The 18,043-nt window shown below is 62.9% G+C and carries 15 protein-coding genes; 4 read left to right on the top strand and 11 right to left on the bottom strand.

The window, feature by feature from the left end; all coding sequences use genetic code 11:
- Positions 1-72: 72 nt before the first annotated feature.
- Positions 73-1,002 carry a LysR family transcriptional regulator gene (locus NKI85_RS35490; RefSeq protein WP_352780484.1) on the top strand — a complete coding sequence of 310 codons (930 nt, stop codon included), beginning with the start codon at positions 73-75 and terminating at the stop codon, positions 1,000-1,002.
- Positions 1,003-1,074: 72 nt separating this feature from the next.
- Here the strand turns inward: NKI85_RS35490 and NKI85_RS35485 are convergent, their stop codons facing one another.
- A complete protein-coding gene (locus NKI85_RS35485; RefSeq protein ID WP_352780482.1) occupies positions 1,075-1,626 on the bottom strand; it encodes a flavin reductase family protein in 552 nt (183 codons plus the stop codon).
- A gap of 105 nt (positions 1,627-1,731) precedes the next feature.
- Positions 1,732-2,349, bottom strand: coding sequence for a TetR/AcrR family transcriptional regulator (locus tag NKI85_RS35480; RefSeq protein WP_352780480.1), 618 nt, complete (start codon positions 2,347-2,349; stop codon positions 1,732-1,734).
- Positions 2,350-2,570: 221 nt separating this feature from the next.
- Between NKI85_RS35480 and NKI85_RS35475 the strand changes: the two genes are divergently transcribed.
- Entirely contained in the window at positions 2,571-3,044 is a 474-nt protein-coding gene (locus tag NKI85_RS35475) for a TOBE domain-containing protein (RefSeq protein WP_352780478.1), read from the top strand.
- 765 nt (positions 3,045-3,809) lie between these two features.
- On the opposite strand, the gene NKI85_RS35470 is transcribed toward NKI85_RS35475, so the two are convergent.
- From NKI85_RS35470 to NKI85_RS35435, 8 genes are all read right to left on the bottom strand, one after another.
- On the bottom strand, positions 3,810-5,903 hold the full coding sequence (locus tag NKI85_RS35470; protein WP_352780476.1) for an ABC transporter permease: 2,094 nt from the start codon (positions 5,901-5,903) through the stop codon (positions 3,810-3,812).
- On the bottom strand, positions 5,900-6,961 hold the full coding sequence (locus NKI85_RS35465) for a quaternary amine ABC transporter ATP-binding protein (RefSeq protein ID WP_352780475.1): 1,062 nt from the start codon (positions 6,959-6,961) through the stop codon (positions 5,900-5,902). Before NKI85_RS35465 ends, NKI85_RS35470 begins: the two co-directional genes overlap by 4 nt.
- Before the next feature lie 97 nt (positions 6,962-7,058).
- The gene (locus NKI85_RS35460; protein WP_352780473.1) at positions 7,059-7,994 is read right to left on the bottom strand and encodes an ABC transporter substrate-binding protein; all 936 of its coding nucleotides are present in this window, start codon (positions 7,992-7,994) and stop codon (positions 7,059-7,061) included.
- Positions 7,995-8,075: 81 nt separating this feature from the next.
- Positions 8,076-8,903, bottom strand: coding sequence for an SDR family NAD(P)-dependent oxidoreductase (locus tag NKI85_RS35455; protein WP_352780471.1), 828 nt, complete (start codon positions 8,901-8,903; stop codon positions 8,076-8,078).
- Positions 8,904-8,960: 57 nt separating this feature from the next.
- Complete coding sequence (locus tag NKI85_RS35450; RefSeq protein ID WP_352780469.1) at positions 8,961-9,731, bottom strand: glucose 1-dehydrogenase; 771 nt, start codon at positions 9,729-9,731, stop codon at positions 8,961-8,963.
- Between the two features lie 4 nt (positions 9,732-9,735).
- Positions 9,736-10,230 (bottom strand): acetone carboxylase subunit gamma, encoded by a 495-nt coding sequence (locus NKI85_RS35445; RefSeq protein ID WP_352780467.1) that lies wholly within the window; start codon positions 10,228-10,230, stop codon positions 9,736-9,738.
- Positions 10,227-12,431 carry a hydantoinase B/oxoprolinase family protein gene (locus tag NKI85_RS35440; protein WP_352780465.1) on the bottom strand — a complete coding sequence of 735 codons (2,205 nt, stop codon included), beginning with the start codon at positions 12,429-12,431 and terminating at the stop codon, positions 10,227-10,229. The genes NKI85_RS35445 and NKI85_RS35440 overlap by 4 nt, the downstream gene beginning before the upstream one ends.
- 13 nt (positions 12,432-12,444) lie before the next feature.
- The gene (locus tag NKI85_RS35435; protein WP_352780486.1) at positions 12,445-14,574 is read right to left on the bottom strand and encodes a hydantoinase/oxoprolinase family protein; all 2,130 of its coding nucleotides are present in this window, start codon (positions 14,572-14,574) and stop codon (positions 12,445-12,447) included.
- Between the two features lie 160 nt (positions 14,575-14,734).
- Between NKI85_RS35435 and NKI85_RS35430 the strand changes: the two genes are divergently transcribed.
- Positions 14,735-15,517, top strand: coding sequence for a helix-turn-helix transcriptional regulator (locus NKI85_RS35430; protein WP_352780463.1), 783 nt, complete (start codon positions 14,735-14,737; stop codon positions 15,515-15,517).
- 42 nt (positions 15,518-15,559) lie between these two features.
- Here NKI85_RS35430 and NKI85_RS35425 read toward each other — a convergent pair whose 3' ends face one another.
- Positions 15,560-16,597 (bottom strand): aldo/keto reductase, encoded by a 1,038-nt coding sequence (locus tag NKI85_RS35425; protein ID WP_352780461.1) that lies wholly within the window; start codon positions 16,595-16,597, stop codon positions 15,560-15,562.
- Between the two features lie 184 nt (positions 16,598-16,781).
- Between NKI85_RS35425 and NKI85_RS35420 the strand changes: the two genes are divergently transcribed.
- Positions 16,782-17,861 (top strand): sugar ABC transporter substrate-binding protein, encoded by a 1,080-nt coding sequence (locus NKI85_RS35420; protein ID WP_352780459.1) that lies wholly within the window; start codon positions 16,782-16,784, stop codon positions 17,859-17,861.
- The last annotated feature ends 182 nt before the right edge of the window (positions 17,862-18,043 follow it).

Below are 18,043 nucleotides of genomic sequence, written 5' to 3'. Positions count from 1 at the left end.
TCGCCCTTTTATTGGCCTATAATTAGTCCGCAATGACTTGCAATTCTTACAAGCATCACTTGAAAAAAGCCCATGGAGACACTGGCCAACCTCGAATCCTTCGCCCGCAGCGCGGAAGCCAGCAGCTTCTCGGTTGCAGCGCGAAGGCTTTCCCTGACCCCGGCCGCGGTCAGCCGTAACGTGGCGATATTGGAGCGCAATCTCGGTGTCCGGCTGTTTCAGCGAACGACCCGGAAGTTGACTCTGACCGAGGCCGGTGAGCGCTTCCTGCTCGCAATGCAGGATCATATGCAAGGCCTGCAGGCGGCGATCGCGGACGCTGCCACCGATCGCGGTGAGCCCGCTGGTGTGCTTAAGGTCAGCATGGGGTTGACGTTTGGCGCAGATTACATCCTGCCCCTGTTGCCAGGCTTCCTCGCGCGCTATCCCAACATTCGCCCGGACTGGAGGTTTGAGAGCCGGCAAGTCGATCTGATTGCAGAGGGATATGACGCGGCCATCGGTGGCGGTAACGACTTGGCGCCGGGCTTGGTGACACGCACGCTTGCGCCCTTGCATATCATCGCTGTTGCTTCGCCAGCCTATCTGAAAGGCAGGAAGCGGCCTGGCGATCCTTCGGGGCTGGCCCTCTTCGACGGTATTGTCATGCGCTCCACGCGGACGGGACGAATCCGCGAGCGCACCATGCGCGACGCCGCCGGCGCGGAAACTATTGCGACACTGAAGGAAACGATCGTACTCGACGATCCCGAGGCGATGTGCCGGGCGGCACTGCTCGGTCTCGGCGTGACGCTTATCGCCGTGCCACATGCTCTTCCGCATCTCGAAAGGCGCGCGCTCGTGCGATTGTTGCCACAATGGTACGCCGACGGCGGACCGATCTCGATCTACTATCCCACCCGAACATTGCTCCCCGCCAAGACCCGCGTCTTCGTCGACTTTGTCGTCGAGGGCTTTCGTCGTGATCGCCTGGCGGAGCGCTTCGCCGGAAGCCTCGGCTAATTGCATCGACCTTCGCTCGGACCGGGTTGATCTTGTGGCGTGATGCGAATTCGGCTTTCAGACTCCCAAAACTCAGTCTGGAAGATGCCGCCATTTCACCATCCGCTTGCGCAGATCGACGACTTCGCCGTCTACTGTGAAGGACCCGTCTCCCCTGTGGTGCAATGTCCGCCGCTCTTTCCGGTCGAGATCGATCCAGATCCGGAGCGCCTCCAGAAGGAAAAGGTTGTAGGTTTCGACCATGCCGTCATCAGCAATTCGGCATTCGATATTGGCGAGACATTCCCCGATAAGTGGCGGCCCTACGTCCCGGGCGGATAAGGGCGACAGCCCGAATTTCCCAAATTTGTCGACCTCGTCGCCCGAGCAGTTGCCGATATCGATGACTGTGCGCGCAAGATCGACCGTTGGGATAGCGATCACGCATTCGCGGCTTTCGCGCAATGCGCCGTAGCTGTGGTCCCAGGGTCCGATGACGCATCCAATCAGCGGCGGCGCGTGCTGGACCATCATGTGGAAGCCCATCGTCATCACGTTCGGTTTGCCGTTTAGAGCAGTCGTGACCAGGACGATGGGGCCAGGCTCAAGCAGTCGGTAGGCATGGGATGCAGGCATTTCCTTCATTGGAGCTCTCCTTGCGATTGGACGCCCCCACAAGATCCTGAGCCGCGACGACGAGCCAACAACCGCTGACGCGCGGCACTATGCTGCTCGACATCGACCGCCGGGTCAGCGCGACTTCAACTCCAGACCGCCAAACACTGTTTCAATGACCGCCTCGATGTAAGCGTCGGGGATGTCGGAGTTAACGTACGGAACGAGGAGCCGGTGATAGATCGGCCCATATAGAGTGTCGAGCACGACATCCGGATCCAATCCGGGTCTCAGTTCACCATTGGCTATGCCACGCCGAACGATCTCACGGGCAATCTGTCGCCGTGGCTCGACCCAACGCATCTTCACGGCATCCAGCAGCCTCTCATCGGTTTGGGCACGCCCCAATAGCGGCCGCATGATCCTGCCCTGTTGACCGCGGTAAGCCCGTGCGAGCAGTTTCATCGACGCTGCAAAACTCTCGCGGGCAGTCGCCTTTTCCTGGATTGGCGCCGCCTTTGTAACTTCGGCGAGAAACGCATCCATCACGACTGCCGAGACATTCGGCCACCGGCGGTAGATTGTCGTCTTCGCCACGCCAGTCCGTTCCCCGATGCCTTCAATCGTCAGCGCGTCGAATCCTACCTCTTCGCCCAGTTCCAGCGCAGCGCGGAGAATCGCTGCCGTCGCATCGGCGCCGCGTGGGCGCGGGTGGGCGACCTTCACCGCTCGCAATCGAACATTCCTTTCCATCGTTCCCTTCCTGCAGTCCATCTGGCCAATGCAAGCGGGCAGACTTGGCGTCGCTGATCCCGCGTAAAATCCGCGAATCGGCTTGACAAGTGTACGCTACGTATCGTAGTTGACAAGTGTACGCTACGTATCGTAGCTTTTAAGTGAACAACCTGGGCAAAGCACGGTACTCCGCGGATCCTGCGATCTATGTCACGCATGACCAGGTCGAGGCCATGACCATGGCCGACCGGATTGTGGTGATGAATGGCGGCCATGTCGAACAGGTCGGCCGGCCGCTCGATCTCTATGATGACCCGCAGAGCATGTTCGTTGCCGAATTCATCGGCTCGCCATCGATGAACCTGCTGAAAGGCCGCTTCGACAGCGCCGTCGGACGGCCTGTCTTCGAGACCAATGATGGCATCGTGCTGCCGCTGCCCGGCAGCGTTTCAAGGCCGTCCGGTACGGAAGCGATCTACGGCATCAGGCCGGAATATTTCACCATCGCTACGGCGGGCTCCGGCATCCCGGCCCGCATCGTGGTGGTCGAGCCCCTCGGCCCCGAAACGCAGGTGACCGCGACCGTCGGCGGACAGACCGTGGTGACGATGTTTCACGAGCGGATCAGCGTGCAGCCCGACGAGATCATCTGGCTGCAGCTACAGACCGATCGCGTCTGCCTGTTCGACACCGCTGGACGGCGGCTAACTTAGAATCTGTCAAAATAGCAACAACGAACGCCTTGAAGAAATGCGCGCGGTTACGACGAGCGGCCGTAGACCAGATGGCACCACGCGCTTTCTTGTCGGTGGTCTGCGAGATACCATCCGGCGACCGAGCGACCGAACAACGGCAGGATCACCAACGGCGTCGCCGAAGGCCGCCGCAATGCCTTCCAGATTACGCGGTCGATCGGTTGGCTTCGCCCTCGGCGATTTTTCAGCGCTGCGCTATTTGTACGACCGGCATGTCGAAGCCGTGGTCGGTGTCCAAATCATCCTGTTTGCACGTCGTTGCCGCCGTTTACCGCATGCATTGACCATAGGACTTCCAGCCTTGCTGTAGTGGCGTTATGCATGGCTGATCGCAGTCTGATCGACGAACGGTAGAAATTGGAACTCGGAAAACAGGCGTAGGATCGTTCCCTTCTGTCTTTAGATGGTCCTGCGGGAAACTACCACCTGCGTGCCATGGGTTTAGCGAAGCCCAGCCCTCCATATTGGTGCACGTATCTAGTAGATATGACGATTTTATTCATTGTATCTTGACGCATAATGATCCCGCTCGGTACCCCACGGCCATTGCCGCTCCCGATCAGGCAAGCGTGAATTCAAATTGTCTATAGTATCAAGTGATTGCGGGACTCTTCTCTGTAACGGCACGAAGGCGACAAACCGCAGACGTCCTGGCCACATATCTCTCGCCAGGATGCCGGCAGATGGTGGGGGAAAGCGATCATGGCAGGCAAGTGATCAGCATCACAAATCCATTGTCCGCCCCGCTACCGCTGCTTGCACCAAGCGATCGGCGAGAATGGCCAGGAAGGCGATCGACAGGCCGGCGATCAGCCCCATGCCGGCATCGGCCTTGCCCAGCGCTACATAGACCGCTTGTCCGAGATCGCGCGTGCCGACCAGGGCGGCGATGGCGAGCATCGACAGTGCCGCCATGATGGTCTGGTTGAGCCCCAGCATGACGACAGGCAGCGCTAGCGGCAGCTTGGCCTGGAACAGCGTCTGCACCGGGGTCGCGCCCATCTGTTCGACCGCCTCGACGACATCGGCCCGGACATGGCGCAAGCCGTGCTCGACATAGCGAATCGGCGGCACGATAGCATAGAGCATGAGGGCGATCAGTGCTGTGAACTCACCGACCTTGAAGAACATCAGCGCCGGGATCAGGAAGACGAATTGCGGCATGGTCTGCAGCGCGTCGCAAACCGGCTTCATCACGCGCGAAACCCGCTCGCTGTAGGCGGCCCAGACGCCGAGCGCGCCGCCAATGACAAGGCAAAGCAGCACCGCCAGCGTGCAGAGATAGAGCGACTGGACCAGCGCGCCCCACAGTCCGTTGACGAGGATTAGCAGGAACCCGGCGGCGGCAAAAAGCGCCAGCCGCAGGCCCGCGACCTGAAAGGCGAGCAGGGCAATGCCGAGGATGAAAACCGGCCAGGGAAAGCCGAGAAAGCCGCTGTAGAGCAGCGTGCCGCCGACCAGCAGCGCCAGCGCCGGCCGCCAGTTGAGGCGATGCAGCAACAAGGCGCAGCCGAGCAGGACGGCGACAGCATAGGTCGCGTTCGCTGTCGGCGAGAGCGTGAACCCCCAAATCGCGGGAACCGCGGCGCCCGCTATGCCAATCCTGAGTGGCAGCAGCAGGCAATAGAGAACGCCGTTGCGCAGGCCGTCGAAGAACCAGGCATAATCGCGCACGAGCCCCAAAAGCCACTGATTGACGCCGCCGACCTGCATGCGCAGCCCCGTGGCCGGCAGCAAGGTTTCGTCCGGCCACAAGAGGCGAATGGCAATCGCCAGCGCCGACGCGAGGGCCAGGACAATTGCCAGCCGGCGGCCGGTCATCCATGTCATGGCCGCCGTCGGCCCGGCCGGACGCGCCTTGGCGAAGCCGATCGTCAGCTGGTCGATGAGGATGGCGAGCAGCGCGATCACCAGGCCCGACAGGATGCTCTGGCCGAACTCGGCCTTGCGCATCGATGACAGCACCTCCCAGCCGATGTCCTCGAAGCCGCCGATGATGGCGGCGACGATGACCATCGACAATGCGGCCATCGTCGTCTGGTTGAAGCCGACCAGGATCTGCGGCAGCGCGGTCGGCACTTCGACATACCAGAATTGCTGGCGACGCGTGCAGCCGCTCATCAACCCGGCCTCGCTGATATCGGAAGGCACGCGATCGAGGCCGAGCATGGTGTTGTGCACCATCGGCGGCGTCGCATAGATAGCACTGGCGATCAACCCGACCACCGGGCCGAAGCCGAACAGCAGAAGCAACGGGATGAGATAGGCAAAGGCCGGCACGGTCTGCATCAGGTCAAGCGCGCCGAGCAGCACCGGGCGAAGGCCGGGCCTGCTATGGCCGAGCACGCCAAGCGCGAAGCCGAGCGCGGTGGAGATCGGCACGGCGAGCAACACCAATGACAGCGTGCTCATGCTTTGCGGCCAATAGCCGGCCAAGAGTATGTAGGTCAAAGCCAGCAAGGCAAAGACTGCCAGCCTGATGCCGCTTGATTTCAGCGCCAGCGCCGCCACCGCCAGCATCACCGCCGGCCATGGCAGCCAGACCAGGACGAGACGCGCGCCACGCATCGGCGCTTCTAGCGCGGCGGAAAGGGCCCGGAACGCCGGCTGGACGACGGTCACGACGGCGTCGGTGACCGCGTTCACCCCTGCCGCCAGCGGCAAGGTCCATTCCTTGGGAAACGTCACCAGCCAGGGGAAATCGGTCTTGAGGACGAGGCACAGCGCGGTCAGCGCGATCAAGGCGCACCAGGGCAGAAGGGCCGGCTCGATTGTGACCCTCGGCGAGGATCGAAACGATGCGGCCGGCGCCGTCATGACCGGGTCCGCCTTGTCTGTTCCCGCTCCAGCACGGCAAGGACAGCACTTGCGGTCAGCAGCGCCGGCGGGCCGGCGCCCTCACCCGGCACGCTGAACGCGCGAACGCCTGAGGCCAGCCGTGGAATGAGGTCCTCCAGGCTGGCATCGGCGGCAACGCTTTCTTCGGGCACCGCTGCTCCTTCCAGCGGCGTCGCGAGATCGCCGGCCCTGATGACGCGCAGCAGTGGCATGTCCTCGGTGAACTGCGCGACATAGTCGTCGGCCGGGTTGAGGACGATATCGGCCGGGCGGCCGATCTGGACGATCTTGCCGGCCCGCATGATGGCGAGCCGGTCGGCCAGCCGGAAGGCTTCAGCCATGTCGTGGGTGATGAAGACGATGGTCTTCTTCAGCATCCGTTGCAGGCGCAGGAATTCGTCCTGCATCTGCCGGCGGATGAGCGGATCGAGTGCGGAGAACGGCTCGTCTAGGAACCACAGTTCCGGGCCGACGGCGAGCGAGCGGGCGATGCCGACACGCTGCTGCTGGCCGCCTGAAAGCTGATGTGGAAACGAGGCCTCGCGGCCTTCGAGACCGACCAGCGCAATCATCTCGCGAGCACGGGCTTCGCGCTCCTTCACCGGCTTGCCTTGGATCTTCAGCGGGAACGCCACATTGCCCAGAATGCTGAGATGCGGCAGCAGGCCGAAATTCTGGAACACCATGCCCATGGCGTGGCGGCGCAGTTCGATAAGCTCCTTGCCGGTGGCCTTGAGCAGGTCCTGGCCGTCGAGCAGGATTTCGCCGGCGCTCGGCTCGACCAGCCGCGACAGGCAGCGCACGAGCGTCGACTTGCCGGAGCCGGAGAGCCCCATGATGACGAAGATCTCGCCGGCCGCGACCTCGAAAGTGGCGTCGACCACGGCCGGCAGATGCGCCTCCGAACGCAACCGCTCGGCCAGCGCGTCCGGCTCGATGATGTAGCCGCGTGAATCGAAATAGTAGGCGGGTCGCCGCCCATAGACCTTCCACACATTGCGGCAGGCCAGCTTGATTGAAGGGGCGGCGACAGTCATCGGGTGAAGCCCTCAAGCAGCCACGACCCGGCTTCGCCCGGATGCGAAGCCGGATTGGCAAATCGACCACCGCCCAGGTGGCGGGACATCGGGCCGCCTATCCCTTGGCCGCGTCGACCCAGGGCTTCCACACCGCTTCGTTCTTGTCGACCCATTCCTTGACGACGGCGTCGAGATCCTTGCCCTGCTTGTCGACGGCCAGCATCATCTTCTGCTGTTCGGTGGCGTCCATCTTGAAGGCCTTGAGGAAGGCAAGGGCTGCCGGCCATTTGGCGCCAAAGCCGGACCAGACGATCTTGTCGACATCGGGCGGCGTGATGCAATGCTCGTTGGTCTGCTCCTTGCAGGGCGGCATCTTGATCCAGCCGACGTCGTTCTCGGCAAGTGCATAGTGCGGGCCCCAGAACATCATGACCAGCGGCGACTTGGCCGCCTCGGCGGATTCGAGCTCGGCGACCAGCGCGCCTTCCGATCCAGCCGGCACGGCGGTGTAGGGCATGTTGTTGTCGGCCAGGATGGTCGCTGCGCGCGAACCCCAGTCGGCCGGATAGTCGAGGAAGCGGCCGTTGGGCGCCGTTTCGGGCGTCGACAGAGCCTGCACGCATTCGGGCTTGGTCAGTGCCGACCAGTCGGGCAGACCCGGGCAGACCTTCTCCATGAATTTCGGATAGATCCAGCCTTCGCGCGTTTCGAGGTCGAGCTTGCCGATGTCCTCGATCTTCTTTTCGGACAGCACTTTTGGATAGATGTCGCCGACATTGTTCAGCCATATCTCGACCGAGGCGCTGAGCGAGCCATCGGCAAGGCCGGAGAATTGCGGGAAGTTGCCGGCGGTGACGTATTCCACCTTGTAGCCGAGCTTTTCGAGCAACTGGCCGGCGATGTGAGTGGACACGTGGGCGCCGGTCCATTCGAGCATGGCAAGCTTGATCGGCTCGTCCTTGGCGCCAAGCTCGGCGGTTCGTGCCGGAGCCGCGGCAAGCAGAAGCGCTAGTCCGATGCCGGCGGCTTTTAAGACATTTGTTTTTTTCATCTCAATTCCCCTGTCGGTTTGGATTTCTCTTGTTCTATGCCGGCCGTCTCCCATGAAGACCGGAACCATCCCGCGCGGACGCTACCACAGGGCGCCGCCGGTGATCTGTATGTTTTCCATGGTGATGCCCCTGGCTGCGTCCGAGCACAGGAAGACGGCCAGCGCCGCGATCTCCTGCGGCTGCAGCATGCGCTGCTGCGGGTTGCCGCGGGCGATCTCGGCCATCGCTTCCTCTGCCGTGCGCCCGTTGCCTTCACGCTCGACGACCTGCGCCACATTGCGGCGCATCAGTTCGGTCTCGACCCAGGTCGGGCTGATCATCACGCAGGTGACGCCATGCGCCGCCCCTTCCAGCGCCACGCAGCGGGTCAGGCCGAGCAGGCCGGCCTTGGAAGCGCAGTAGGCCGGGTTGTCCTTCCAGCCGACGGAAGCCGCCGTCGAGCCGATGTTGACGATGCGGCCCCAGCCGCGCTCGATCATGCCAGGCAGCAGGGCGCGGGTGACACGGAAGGCGCCGGTCAGATTGGTGTCGACGATCTTGTCCCACAGAGCGTCGGAATGGCCGCAGACCGGCTGCTCGGCGGTGGTGCCGGCAGCATTGACCAGAATGTCAGCGGGGCCGATAGCCGCTTCGGCTTCCGCCGCGAAACGGTTGGTGACATCGCTGTCGCGCACGTCGAGGTGGGCGGCGTGAACCCTGGTGCCATGGGCGGCAAGTGCCGAACGCACGCGCTCGATCTCGTCCGCGCCGGGATAATAGGCGGCATCGGATTGGTCGGCGCCGGCGGGCGCGATGTAGGAACCGACGGCGACATTGGTGCCGGCCTCGGCCAGCGCCGCGGCGATGGCAAAGCCCATACCCGAAAACCCGCCGGTGATGATCGCGCTGCGGCCGGAAAGGTTTGTCATCAGGCGTAGTCTCCGGAAGGTTCAATGCGGGCAAGCAGGCCCGGGAGGAATTGAAATTCACACGGCAAGATAGCCTCCATCGACGACCATTTCGGAGCCGGTGACGAATTTGGATTCATCCGAGGCGAGGTAGAGGACCATGTAGGCGATGTCGTTGGGCTCGCCGAGGAAGCCTATGGGGTGACGGGCCAGCGCCTTGGCTTTTTCCTGGTCGAGCGTGCCGAGATCGCACAGATAGTTTTCGGTCTGCGGCGTCCAGATGTAGCCCGGATGGATGGAGTTGCAGCGAATGCCGTAGCGCTTTTCGGCGCAGTGGACGGCGACCGCCTTGGTCAGGGTGCGCACGCCGCCCTTGGAGGCGCAGTAGGCGGCGAGATCGGCCTCGCCGATGATGCCGTCGATGGACGACAGGTTGATGATCGAGCCGCCGCCCGATTGCTTCATCAGGGCGATGCCTTGCTGGCAGCCAAAGAAGACACCGTCGAGATTGACGGCGATGGTGCGCCGCCATTCCTGCAGCGAGGTGTCCTCGATGTTTTTTGCGATGGCGATGCCGGCATTGTTGACCAGCACGTCGAGCCGGCCAAATTTTTGCTCAACAGCCGCCATCACTGGTGGCCAGTCGTCGGGGTTCGAAACGTCGTGGCGAAGCGAGAGGCTTTCGCCGCCGTTCTGAGCGATCAGATCGGCCGTCTCGCGGGCGGCTGCCTCATCGATGTCGGTGACGACGAGCCTGGCTCCCTCCGCTGCAAGCAGCAACGCAGCCGCCCGCCCGAGGCCCATTCCGGCCCCGGTGACGAGTGCTACCTTGCCTGCGACGCGGTTCACAACATCAGCTTCCTTCGAGTGGTTTCCCCAGCCACTCGCGATAAAAACCTTCGAGATCGGGTTCGAAATCATGCACGATCGGATAGCCCGGTGCGGCCGCCTCGACCTCGTGCAGCGTGCCACATTGCGGGCAGATGAATTCGCGGATTTCCATCCATTCGGGGTCGGGAAGATCGCTGTTCGGATAGATCTCGCGCAGCGCTTGCTCGGTGTTGCGCACGTTGATCGCGGCGTTCAACTTCCAGTTCTTGCGGTAGTCGCCGAAGGAATAGCCGCATTCGCACCGGGTTATCCGCTCGTCGCCGCTCTGGCAGATGAACAGATGATCCGAGACCGGCAGCAGGATTGGGTCTTTCCAAGTGACGCGGTCCTGGTAGACGGTGACCATCTTGAAGAAGCGGTCATCGTCCTTGTAGGCGCTCATGATGCGCCTTGTCTGCGGCCAGGGCAGCTGGCCGGCAGCCAGATCGCGAATGACTTCCTTGCTGTACGAGGTCATGGCTTTGCTCCCGGCGTGAAGATCGATCTGGCGTCGACATTCCAGAAATCGCTGAAATCCTTGGTGAAGCGCGACGATAGCTTGATCGCGCTGGCATACATTTTCTTCACCTCGGGCGCGAAGTCGGCCTTTTCGACACGACCACGCTCGGCGGCGATCCAGTCAGCCACCGGGATCGCCTTGGCCAAACGGTCCTTGCGCATGGCGGCGCGGCGTTCGACCGTGGCGTCGATATCGGCAACCGGATAGCCGTCGGCATCGTCCTTCAGCACGATGCCGAAAACCTGGTCCGCGGATTCGCGGGTGAGAAAACCGTTCTCGACATCCCAGGCCGTCTTGATCGGATCGCGCTCCAGCACGTCGCCATAGCCACCGCCACCATTGTAGGAATGGCTGAAGATATCGCCGGACTTGTGCGGCGAGGTGATGTAAGGGCCCTCGACCACGACGTGATCGCCGCCAATGTTCCTCTCGTAATCCGAGACGTGCGGGTCGATGCCTGGCGCGTGCGCCAGCGGTTCGCCCCTGGCGGCCAGTTCGCGGATGTTGGAGTTGCGCACCGCGCGGTGCTTCTGGCAGGTCGGCGCCGGATAGCCGCCGCACAGGCCGCCATTGTCGAACACACGCGAGGAGTGCTCCGAGGTATGGAGCCTGAGATGTGGGGTCTTGTTGATCAGCCAGGTCGAGACGAAGGAGCAACCGCCGCGATATTTGCCGGCGCCACCGGAATTCGGCACGATCGAGCGGCCGATATAGACCATCGGCATTGACTGTTCCCAGACCTCGATGTTGCCCATGTCGGATTCCGGGTTCCAGCCGACATAGGCGGTGTCGAGACCGTCCTTGATGGCGAGCGCGCCGGAGCCGGCGGCGGCGCATTCGAAATGCGCCATGCCGAACGGCGTGCCGTACTGGCTTTCACCGCCCATCTCGATCATCGGGCTGTTGACCTGGCCGACAAAGGCCTCCTCGACGAAGCCGCGCGCCACGAAGCTGCGCGACAGAAGCCTCTGGAAGACGCCGTAGGCCGGCAACAGCAAGGCCCACGACGTGGCTGTCGCCACCATCTCGTTGTCGGGATTGGTCCAGGTGCCGTGCGGCAATTTGAGTTCGGTCGCCATCCAGGCACCGTCATTGACCAGGCCTTCGAAATTCATGTGCTGAGTGAGGGTAACGAACATGCCGCCATCCATGCCGGCCGGCGTGCAGTTCATCGAATGGTAGCCCCAGGGCTGGGTGCCCTCGAAGTCCATGGTGATCTTGCCGTCGGTGGAGATCTCCATCTCGATCGGGATGTTGTAGAGCCAGTCCGGATCGCCGAGCAGCTGGAAGCCGGGCTTGCCGGCGGTGACGTGGCCGTAAAAGGTATGGCCGCGATAGATGCCCGGGACTGTGAGCTGGCGGGTGCGGGCGAGCTGGGCGCGACGCCCTTCCTCGATGAACTCTTTCGACACCTTCATCCAGTAGTCGAGGCCGATCTCGGAGATCAGCTGCTTGACGCTTTCACGCATGTCGATGCAGGAGGCGACCTTGGCTTTCTCGTCGAGCACCCAGTAGATTGGCATGCGCAGATTGCGCTCGCAGCGGATGACATAGTCGCGGCGGATCTCGTCATTCTCGCCGATCTTTTCGGCGCAAACGAACAGGCCTTCGGTGAAACGCTCCTGCGCCAGGCAGACGTCACCGCCCGGGGTAATGCCACCCGCTTCCAGCTCGTGGCAGACAGCACCGGCCCAGCCGACCAGCGTGCCGTCATAGAAGATCGGCACCACGTCCATGACGTCGGGCACCTGCACGGTGCCGATGAAGGCATCATTGTTGGCGAAGATGTCGCCTTCGCGGATGCGCGGGTTTTCCTCGTAGTTGTTCTTGATCATCCATTTGATGAAGCGGCTCATCGTATGGACGTGCACCATGATGCCGTTGGAGAGCGCGATGGCGTCGCCCTCGGGGGTGTAGATGGCGACCACCATTTCGCCGACTTCGCGCACGCCGGGCGAGGCCGAGATGCGACGCGCCATCTCGCGTGCCGAGACGCAATAGGCGCGCAGCTTGGTGTGCAGCGTCTCGAATTTCAACGGATCCTGGTTGCGCAACGTGAGCTCGGTGATGCCGTCATAGCAGCCGGTCTCTTCCATCAGCCGCTCGGAATCGAGCAGTCTTTCGCGAAGGCGCAGGGCCGAGGCAGGTTTGTCCAACATGGCGGTCGCCCTCTCAAGCATGAGTGTAGTGCAGCAACGTCCATTCATCGACATGGACGCGGTCCTGCGGATGAACGACGAGCGTGGTGGCGGGGTGTTCGATGATGGCCGGGCCGATCACTTCATGGCCGGGCTGCAGCAGATCCATCTCGTAGAGATTGGCCTTGTGCCAGCGCCCGCCAATATAGGCTTCGCGCACACCCTTGTGGGCGGCTGCCGGATTGGAGGCGCCGAGCGGGCGCTTGAGCAGCACCGGCTTGACCTTGTCGGCGGTGGCGATCAGGCCGAGCTCGGTGATGGTGAAGCCGGCCTCGCCATAGCGTGACACGCGATGGTTGACCTTGGCGTAGACCGCCTCGAACTCGTCGATGACCTTGCGCATGTCATCGGCCGAATTGACCTCGGCGAGCGGCGCCATGACTTCGACGTCCTCGAGCTGGCCGGTGTAGCGCATCATCAGGAACGGCACGGTCCTGATCTTTTCACGCGCATGGCCGTCGGCGATCATCTCGTCGACCGCCGCCTTGGTCAGGTCGTTCCAGACCGTGGTGACCTTAGCGCCGAAAGCGGCAAGCGTCGCCTCGTCGGCACGAGACGGGATGTCGTGCTGCGTGGAGACGGAATGACGGCGCATGAAATCGGCGGTGGTGCAGCCGAAGGCAGAGAAAGCAGCGGCAAACTGGAAGGTGATGATGTCCTTGAAGCCGATGCCTCTGGAGCAGCCGGCCAGGTGCAGCGGGCCCGAACCGCCATAGGAGAGCAGCGTGAACTCCGAGGGATGGATGCCCTGGCCTGAAATGACCCGGCGCAGGGCGTTGTTGGCATCGGACTCCAGCATGTCGATCATGCCTTCGGCGGCTTCCTCCAGCCCGACGCCCAATATGTCGGAGCATTTCTCCTGGAAGGCGCGGCGGGCCTTCTCGACCTGCAGCACGACCTTGCCGCCGAGGAAGTAGTGCGGGTTGAGACGGCCGAGGATGGCGTCGCAATCGGCGATGGTCGGCTCGGTGCCGCCGCGATCGAAACAGATCGGGCCGGGATCGGAGCCGGCGCTTTCCGGCCCGAGACTGACCTTCTTGGTCAGCGGGTCGACCTTGAGGATCATGCCGGCGCCGGCGCCAATCGTGTCGAGATGCAGCGTCGGCACGTTGAGCTTGAAACGGTCCATCAGCGGCTCGTTCTCGATCCGCGTCTGGCCGCGCGGGATGACGCCCATATCGAAGGACGTGCCGCCCATGTCCGAGCAGATCAGCGAATCATTGCCGATCAGCTTGCCGACATAGGCAGCACCGAGGATGCCGCCGATCGGGCCGGAGATCATGGTTTCATGCAGGCGCGGGTGGTTGATCGAGGTCAGGCCGCCGAATGAGAGCAAGGTCTGGACGCCATATTTGAAGCCGTATTTCTTCGAGACGTCCTCGATACCCCTAAGCTGCTTGCGGCCGCGCGAGGTGGCGTAGGCTTCGATCAGCACCGAGTTCAGCCGCGACTGCTCGCGGATGACCGGGCGGACCTCGTGGCTTGTGTAGACGGTGATCTCGGCACCCGCCTTTTCGATCTCATCGCGGCAGATCTCGGCGATGCGTTTCTCGTGCACAGGATTGACGTGCGAGAAGATGGTCATGATGCAGATCGCCTCGACCTTGTCGGCGATCAGTTTCTTCGCGGCGGCTGAGACCTCATGTTCGTAGAGCGGCAGCACGATGTCGCCGAACTGGTCGATGCGCTCGGTGACGCCATGGGCGCGACGCCGCGGCACCAGCGGATCGGGATGGTGGTGGGTGACCGCATGCAGCCGGTCAGCGTAGGAATAGTCGGCCCAGGCCTGCAGGCCGCGGCCCATCAGGATCATGTCTTCCAGGCCCTTGGTGGTGATTAGCCCGAGCCGGCGGCCAGTGCGCGACAAAAGCGTGTTGAGCATGCCGGTGCCGGAATAGAGCACGACATTGACGCCGGAAAACAGCGATTCCAGCGATATGCCCCAGGCGTCTGCCGCGTCCTCGGCCGAGGCCAGAAAACCCTCGGCTTCGTTCTTCGGAGTGGTTGCCGACTTGCCGATCTTGAAGTGGCCCTCCTGATCGACAAGGATCGTATCGGTCATGGTGCCGCCGGCGTCGATGCCGATGACGATCGGATTGCCAATGATTGGCGGGTTGCCAACAATGGGGCCGGTGAGGTTGGGTTGGGTCACGGTCGCCTCGGGATCTGGTCTAAGTTGACGCTAGGCTAGATTCGACGGGCGGCATCGCGCCATATGCCTAAAGACACAATGACGGCTGGGCTGATATCGCTGAGAAAAGGGCATGCGCATGGGCACTATCTGGGCGCCGCTCGCCAAAGCGATTGCCGCCACCGGCACGGACAGGCATGTCGACTGCCTGATCGACCTGATCGGCGCCGACATCGAGCACGACCTCGTCACCGTGACGCGCTATTCGGCGACGCAGACGCCGGAATTCGTCAAGCACCGGCGCTTCTCGGACGAGATGGTCCAGCGCTACCTCGCCAGCTATTATGTCTTCGATCCGTTCTATGCCTCGTGGCGGCGCGAGCGAAGGCTGGGCATCATGCCGCTGAAGCGGCTTGCCGACGACGAGGCAAAGCGCGGCCAATACATAGCCGGCTTCCTGGCACAGTCGGAAATCTGCGACGAGGTCGGCATCATGCTGGCGGATGGCGGCGACTGGTGCCTCGGTATCTTCCTCGACCGCTCGACGATGTCGTTCAAGGACAGCGAGATCGCCTTGCTGGATGAGCGGCTGCCGGTGTTCGAGGCGTTGCACGCACTCGACATCAAGGCGCGCGGGGCCGAGTTCTCGCGCACGTCGGCGCCGACAGGCCCCGGCGCCTCGCCCCGGCAAGAGCCAACCATCCCGGCGAGCCTGTGGCCAGAGCTGTCGCTGCGCGAGCGGGAACTTGTCCAGCTGATCCTGGCGGGTCACCCGACGGCGAACATCGCCGAGCGTCTCGGCATCACCGTCGGCACCGTCAAGAACCATCGCCGGCGCATCTACGAAAAGCTCGACATCACCACCGAGCGGGAACTGTTTTTGCAGTTCTTCCAGCATCGGGAATCTGCGAACTGACATGCTGCCTCGGAGGTTGGAAGGCGACGTCTTTTAGCTCGCTTATCTCGCTCTAGGAACGGGTGCGCCGAGCTCGATGAGCCCCTCTCTCCTGAGATCGGTCCAGAGAGCCGGGGGAATAGTCTCGCGCAGATAGCCCAGGTTCTGCTTCAGCTCCTCGGCGGACCGAGCGCCGGGGATGACGCTCGACACCATGGGATGGCCGAGCGGGAACTGCAGGGCGGCCGCCGGCAACGACACATGATGGCGGGTGCACAGCGCCTCGATGCTGCGCACACGCTCGAGCACGGGTTCCGGCGCCAGCCTGGTGTTGAAGGTCGCGCCCTTGACCGCTCCCGTTGCCAGGATGCCTGAATTGTAGGGACCGCCGATGATGATCTTGGTGCCGCGCTGCTCGCACAGCGGCAGCAAACTCGCCAGCGGTTCCTGCTCGAGCAGCGTGTAGCGGCCGGCTAGCAGGAAATAATCGAACGCACCGGCTACGACGAAATCAGATAGCATCTGCCACTGGTTGATGCCGACACCGACCGCCTTGATGACGCCTTGCGAACGCAGTTCGTCGAGCGCCGGATAGGCGCCGTCCATGGCTTCCCGGAAGCGGCTTCTGGCGTAGGGGTCTTCGCCGGGGCCGAAATGAATGGCCTCGTCCGGGTCGTGGATCGAAACCATGTCGACATAGTCGGTGTCGAGGCGCTTGAGCGTGCCTTCGAGCGAACGCATCACCGCATCGCGCGAATAGTCGAACTCGGCGCGGAACGAACCGGGCTGATCCCACAGCGCCGGTTGAAGGTCCTCAGGCGGGATCGGCACGAGGTCGTAGCCGATCTTCGACGAGATGACGATGTCCGCGCGGGGCAAGGATCTGATTGCCAGCCCGAGCCTGGTCTCGCTGACACCGAAGCCGTAGACCGGCGCGGTGTCGAAATAGCGGATGCCGTTTTCAAAGGCGGCATGAACCGTCTTGACCGCCGCTTCCGTGTCGACGGCGCGGTACATATTGCCCAGCCCGGTGCCGCCGAGCCCGATCGTGCTCACTTTCAGGCCGTTTTTCGCGACAGCCCTGAATTCGATTTCTGCCATTTTCGCTTCCTGTGATCCGTATCGTCCACCTGCCGGTCAAGCGGCAACCTTTCCGCACCGTGTTCGAACCCAAAAAGGCCCGTCGCAAATCGGCGTCGAAAAAGCATTGACACAAAAGTTGTCATATAACAATGTAACCAGACGACAAAAGCGGCAACCCGCAAAACGAAGAGGGAGGAACCAAGTGGACGACGAAACGAAAAATCAGATGGTGAACGCCGCCATCAGCCGGCGCAGCGCTTTCGCACTGGCCGGGAAACTCGGTCTCGGTGCCGCCGGCCTTGCCAGCGGACTGGGTGGCCTTGCCGGCGGCGTCAGTGCCGCCAGGGCGGCGGATTCATCGGCGGGCCTGCCGAAGAAGCCCTACAAGTTCCACTTCGTCTGCCATGTGACGCTGGACCAGTTCTTCACGCCGACGGTCTACGGCATCCAGGACGCCTGCGCCGCCTTCGGCTGCAGCTATCAGTGGACGGGTTCGCAGAAGAACGTCGTCTCTGAAATGGTCAGCGCCATGCAGACCGCGATCGCGCAGAAATCCGACGGCATCGCCGTCTGCCTGGTCGATCCGACGGCTTTCGATGCCGCTACCGACATGGCTGCCCAGGCCGGCATTCCGGTCGTCGCCTTCAACGCCGACGTTCCCGTCGGCAGCCCCAACAAGCGGCTGTCCTATGTCGGCCAGCCGCTCTACCAGTCCGGCTATAACTCGGCGCTGAAGTGGCTGAAGCTCATCCCCAGGGGCGGCCACGTCATGCTGTCGATCGGCGTGCCCGGCTCGCTCAACACCCAGCCGCGCCTCGACGGTTACATCCAGGCGATCAAGGACAGCGGCAGCGGCGTCACCTACGATGTCGTCAACACCGGGCCGGATCCGGCAACGGAAATCTCGCGCGTCGAGAGCTATTATCTCAGCCACAAGACCGTCAATGGCCTGTTCGGCACCGGCGGTTCCGACACCTATGCCTGTGGTTTTGTGTCCAACAAATACGGCCTGGTGAAAGCCGGTGGCGCCGTGGCCGGCTTCGACCTGTTCCCGCAGACGCTGGACTTCATCAAGGCCGGCGACGTCAACTTTACCACCGACCAGCAGGCCTATCTGCAGGGCTTCCTGCCGGTCCAGCAGATGTATCTCTACAAGCTCTCCGGCGGTCTCGTCGGCCCGGCCAACAGCGATACCAGCCAGGCCTATGTGACCAAGGACAATGTCGACGCCTATGTCGGCAAGTCCCGCTTCGAGGGTCGTAGCGACGTCGAGCCGACCTGACGCTTCCAACGGACGATCCCCTGCCCTTGCTGCGTCGTCCTGGCGATGACGCAGCAGGGGTCCGGGGGGGGCGGGGGGCGGGCGCGCGGGCGGCGGGGTGGGGGGCCCGGGGGGGAGGAGAGGGGGTACAAGAGGAGTCGCTTGCAGGGGAGGGGAGGTGGGCGGCCCGCAGCGACGCCGCG

Origin of the sequence: Mesorhizobium sp. M0571, assembly GCF_040320985.1 — a bacterium.
GTDB lineage: Bacteria > Pseudomonadota > Alphaproteobacteria > Rhizobiales > Rhizobiaceae > Mesorhizobium.
This window is presented reverse-complemented; position numbering and strand designations above follow the sequence as displayed.

What these genes read in the sequence shown, in the direction of transcription:
- NKI85_RS35490 (WP_352780484.1), top strand. Translation starts at nt 73, where the DNA reads ATGGAGACACTGGCCAACCTCGAATCCTTCGCCCGCAGCGCGGAAGCC.
- NKI85_RS35485 (WP_352780482.1), bottom strand. Translation starts at nt 1,626, where the DNA reads ATGAAGGAAATGCCTGCATCCCATGCCTACCGACTGCTTGAGCCTGGC.
- NKI85_RS35480 (WP_352780480.1), bottom strand. Translation starts at nt 2,349, where the DNA reads ATGGAAAGGAATGTTCGATTGCGAGCGGTGAAGGTCGCCCACCCGCGC.
- NKI85_RS35475 (WP_352780478.1), top strand. Translation starts at nt 2,571, where the DNA reads ATGGCCGACCGGATTGTGGTGATGAATGGCGGCCATGTCGAACAGGTC.
- NKI85_RS35470 (WP_352780476.1), bottom strand. Translation starts at nt 5,903, where the DNA reads ATGACGGCGCCGGCCGCATCGTTTCGATCCTCGCCGAGGGTCACAATC.
- NKI85_RS35465 (WP_352780475.1), bottom strand. Translation starts at nt 6,961, where the DNA reads ATGACTGTCGCCGCCCCTTCAATCAAGCTGGCCTGCCGCAATGTGTGG.
- NKI85_RS35460 (WP_352780473.1), bottom strand. Translation starts at nt 7,994, where the DNA reads ATGAAAAAAACAAATGTCTTAAAAGCCGCCGGCATCGGACTAGCGCTT.
- NKI85_RS35455 (WP_352780471.1), bottom strand. Translation starts at nt 8,903, where the DNA reads ATGACAAACCTTTCCGGCCGCAGCGCGATCATCACCGGCGGGTTTTCG.
- NKI85_RS35445 (WP_352780467.1), bottom strand. Translation starts at nt 10,230, where the DNA reads ATGACCTCGTACAGCAAGGAAGTCATTCGCGATCTGGCTGCCGGCCAG.
- NKI85_RS35440 (WP_352780465.1), bottom strand. Translation starts at nt 12,431, where the DNA reads ATGTTGGACAAACCTGCCTCGGCCCTGCGCCTTCGCGAAAGACTGCTC.
- NKI85_RS35430 (WP_352780463.1), top strand. Translation starts at nt 14,735, where the DNA reads ATGCGCATGGGCACTATCTGGGCGCCGCTCGCCAAAGCGATTGCCGCC.
- NKI85_RS35425 (WP_352780461.1), bottom strand. Translation starts at nt 16,597, where the DNA reads ATGGCAGAAATCGAATTCAGGGCTGTCGCGAAAAACGGCCTGAAAGTG.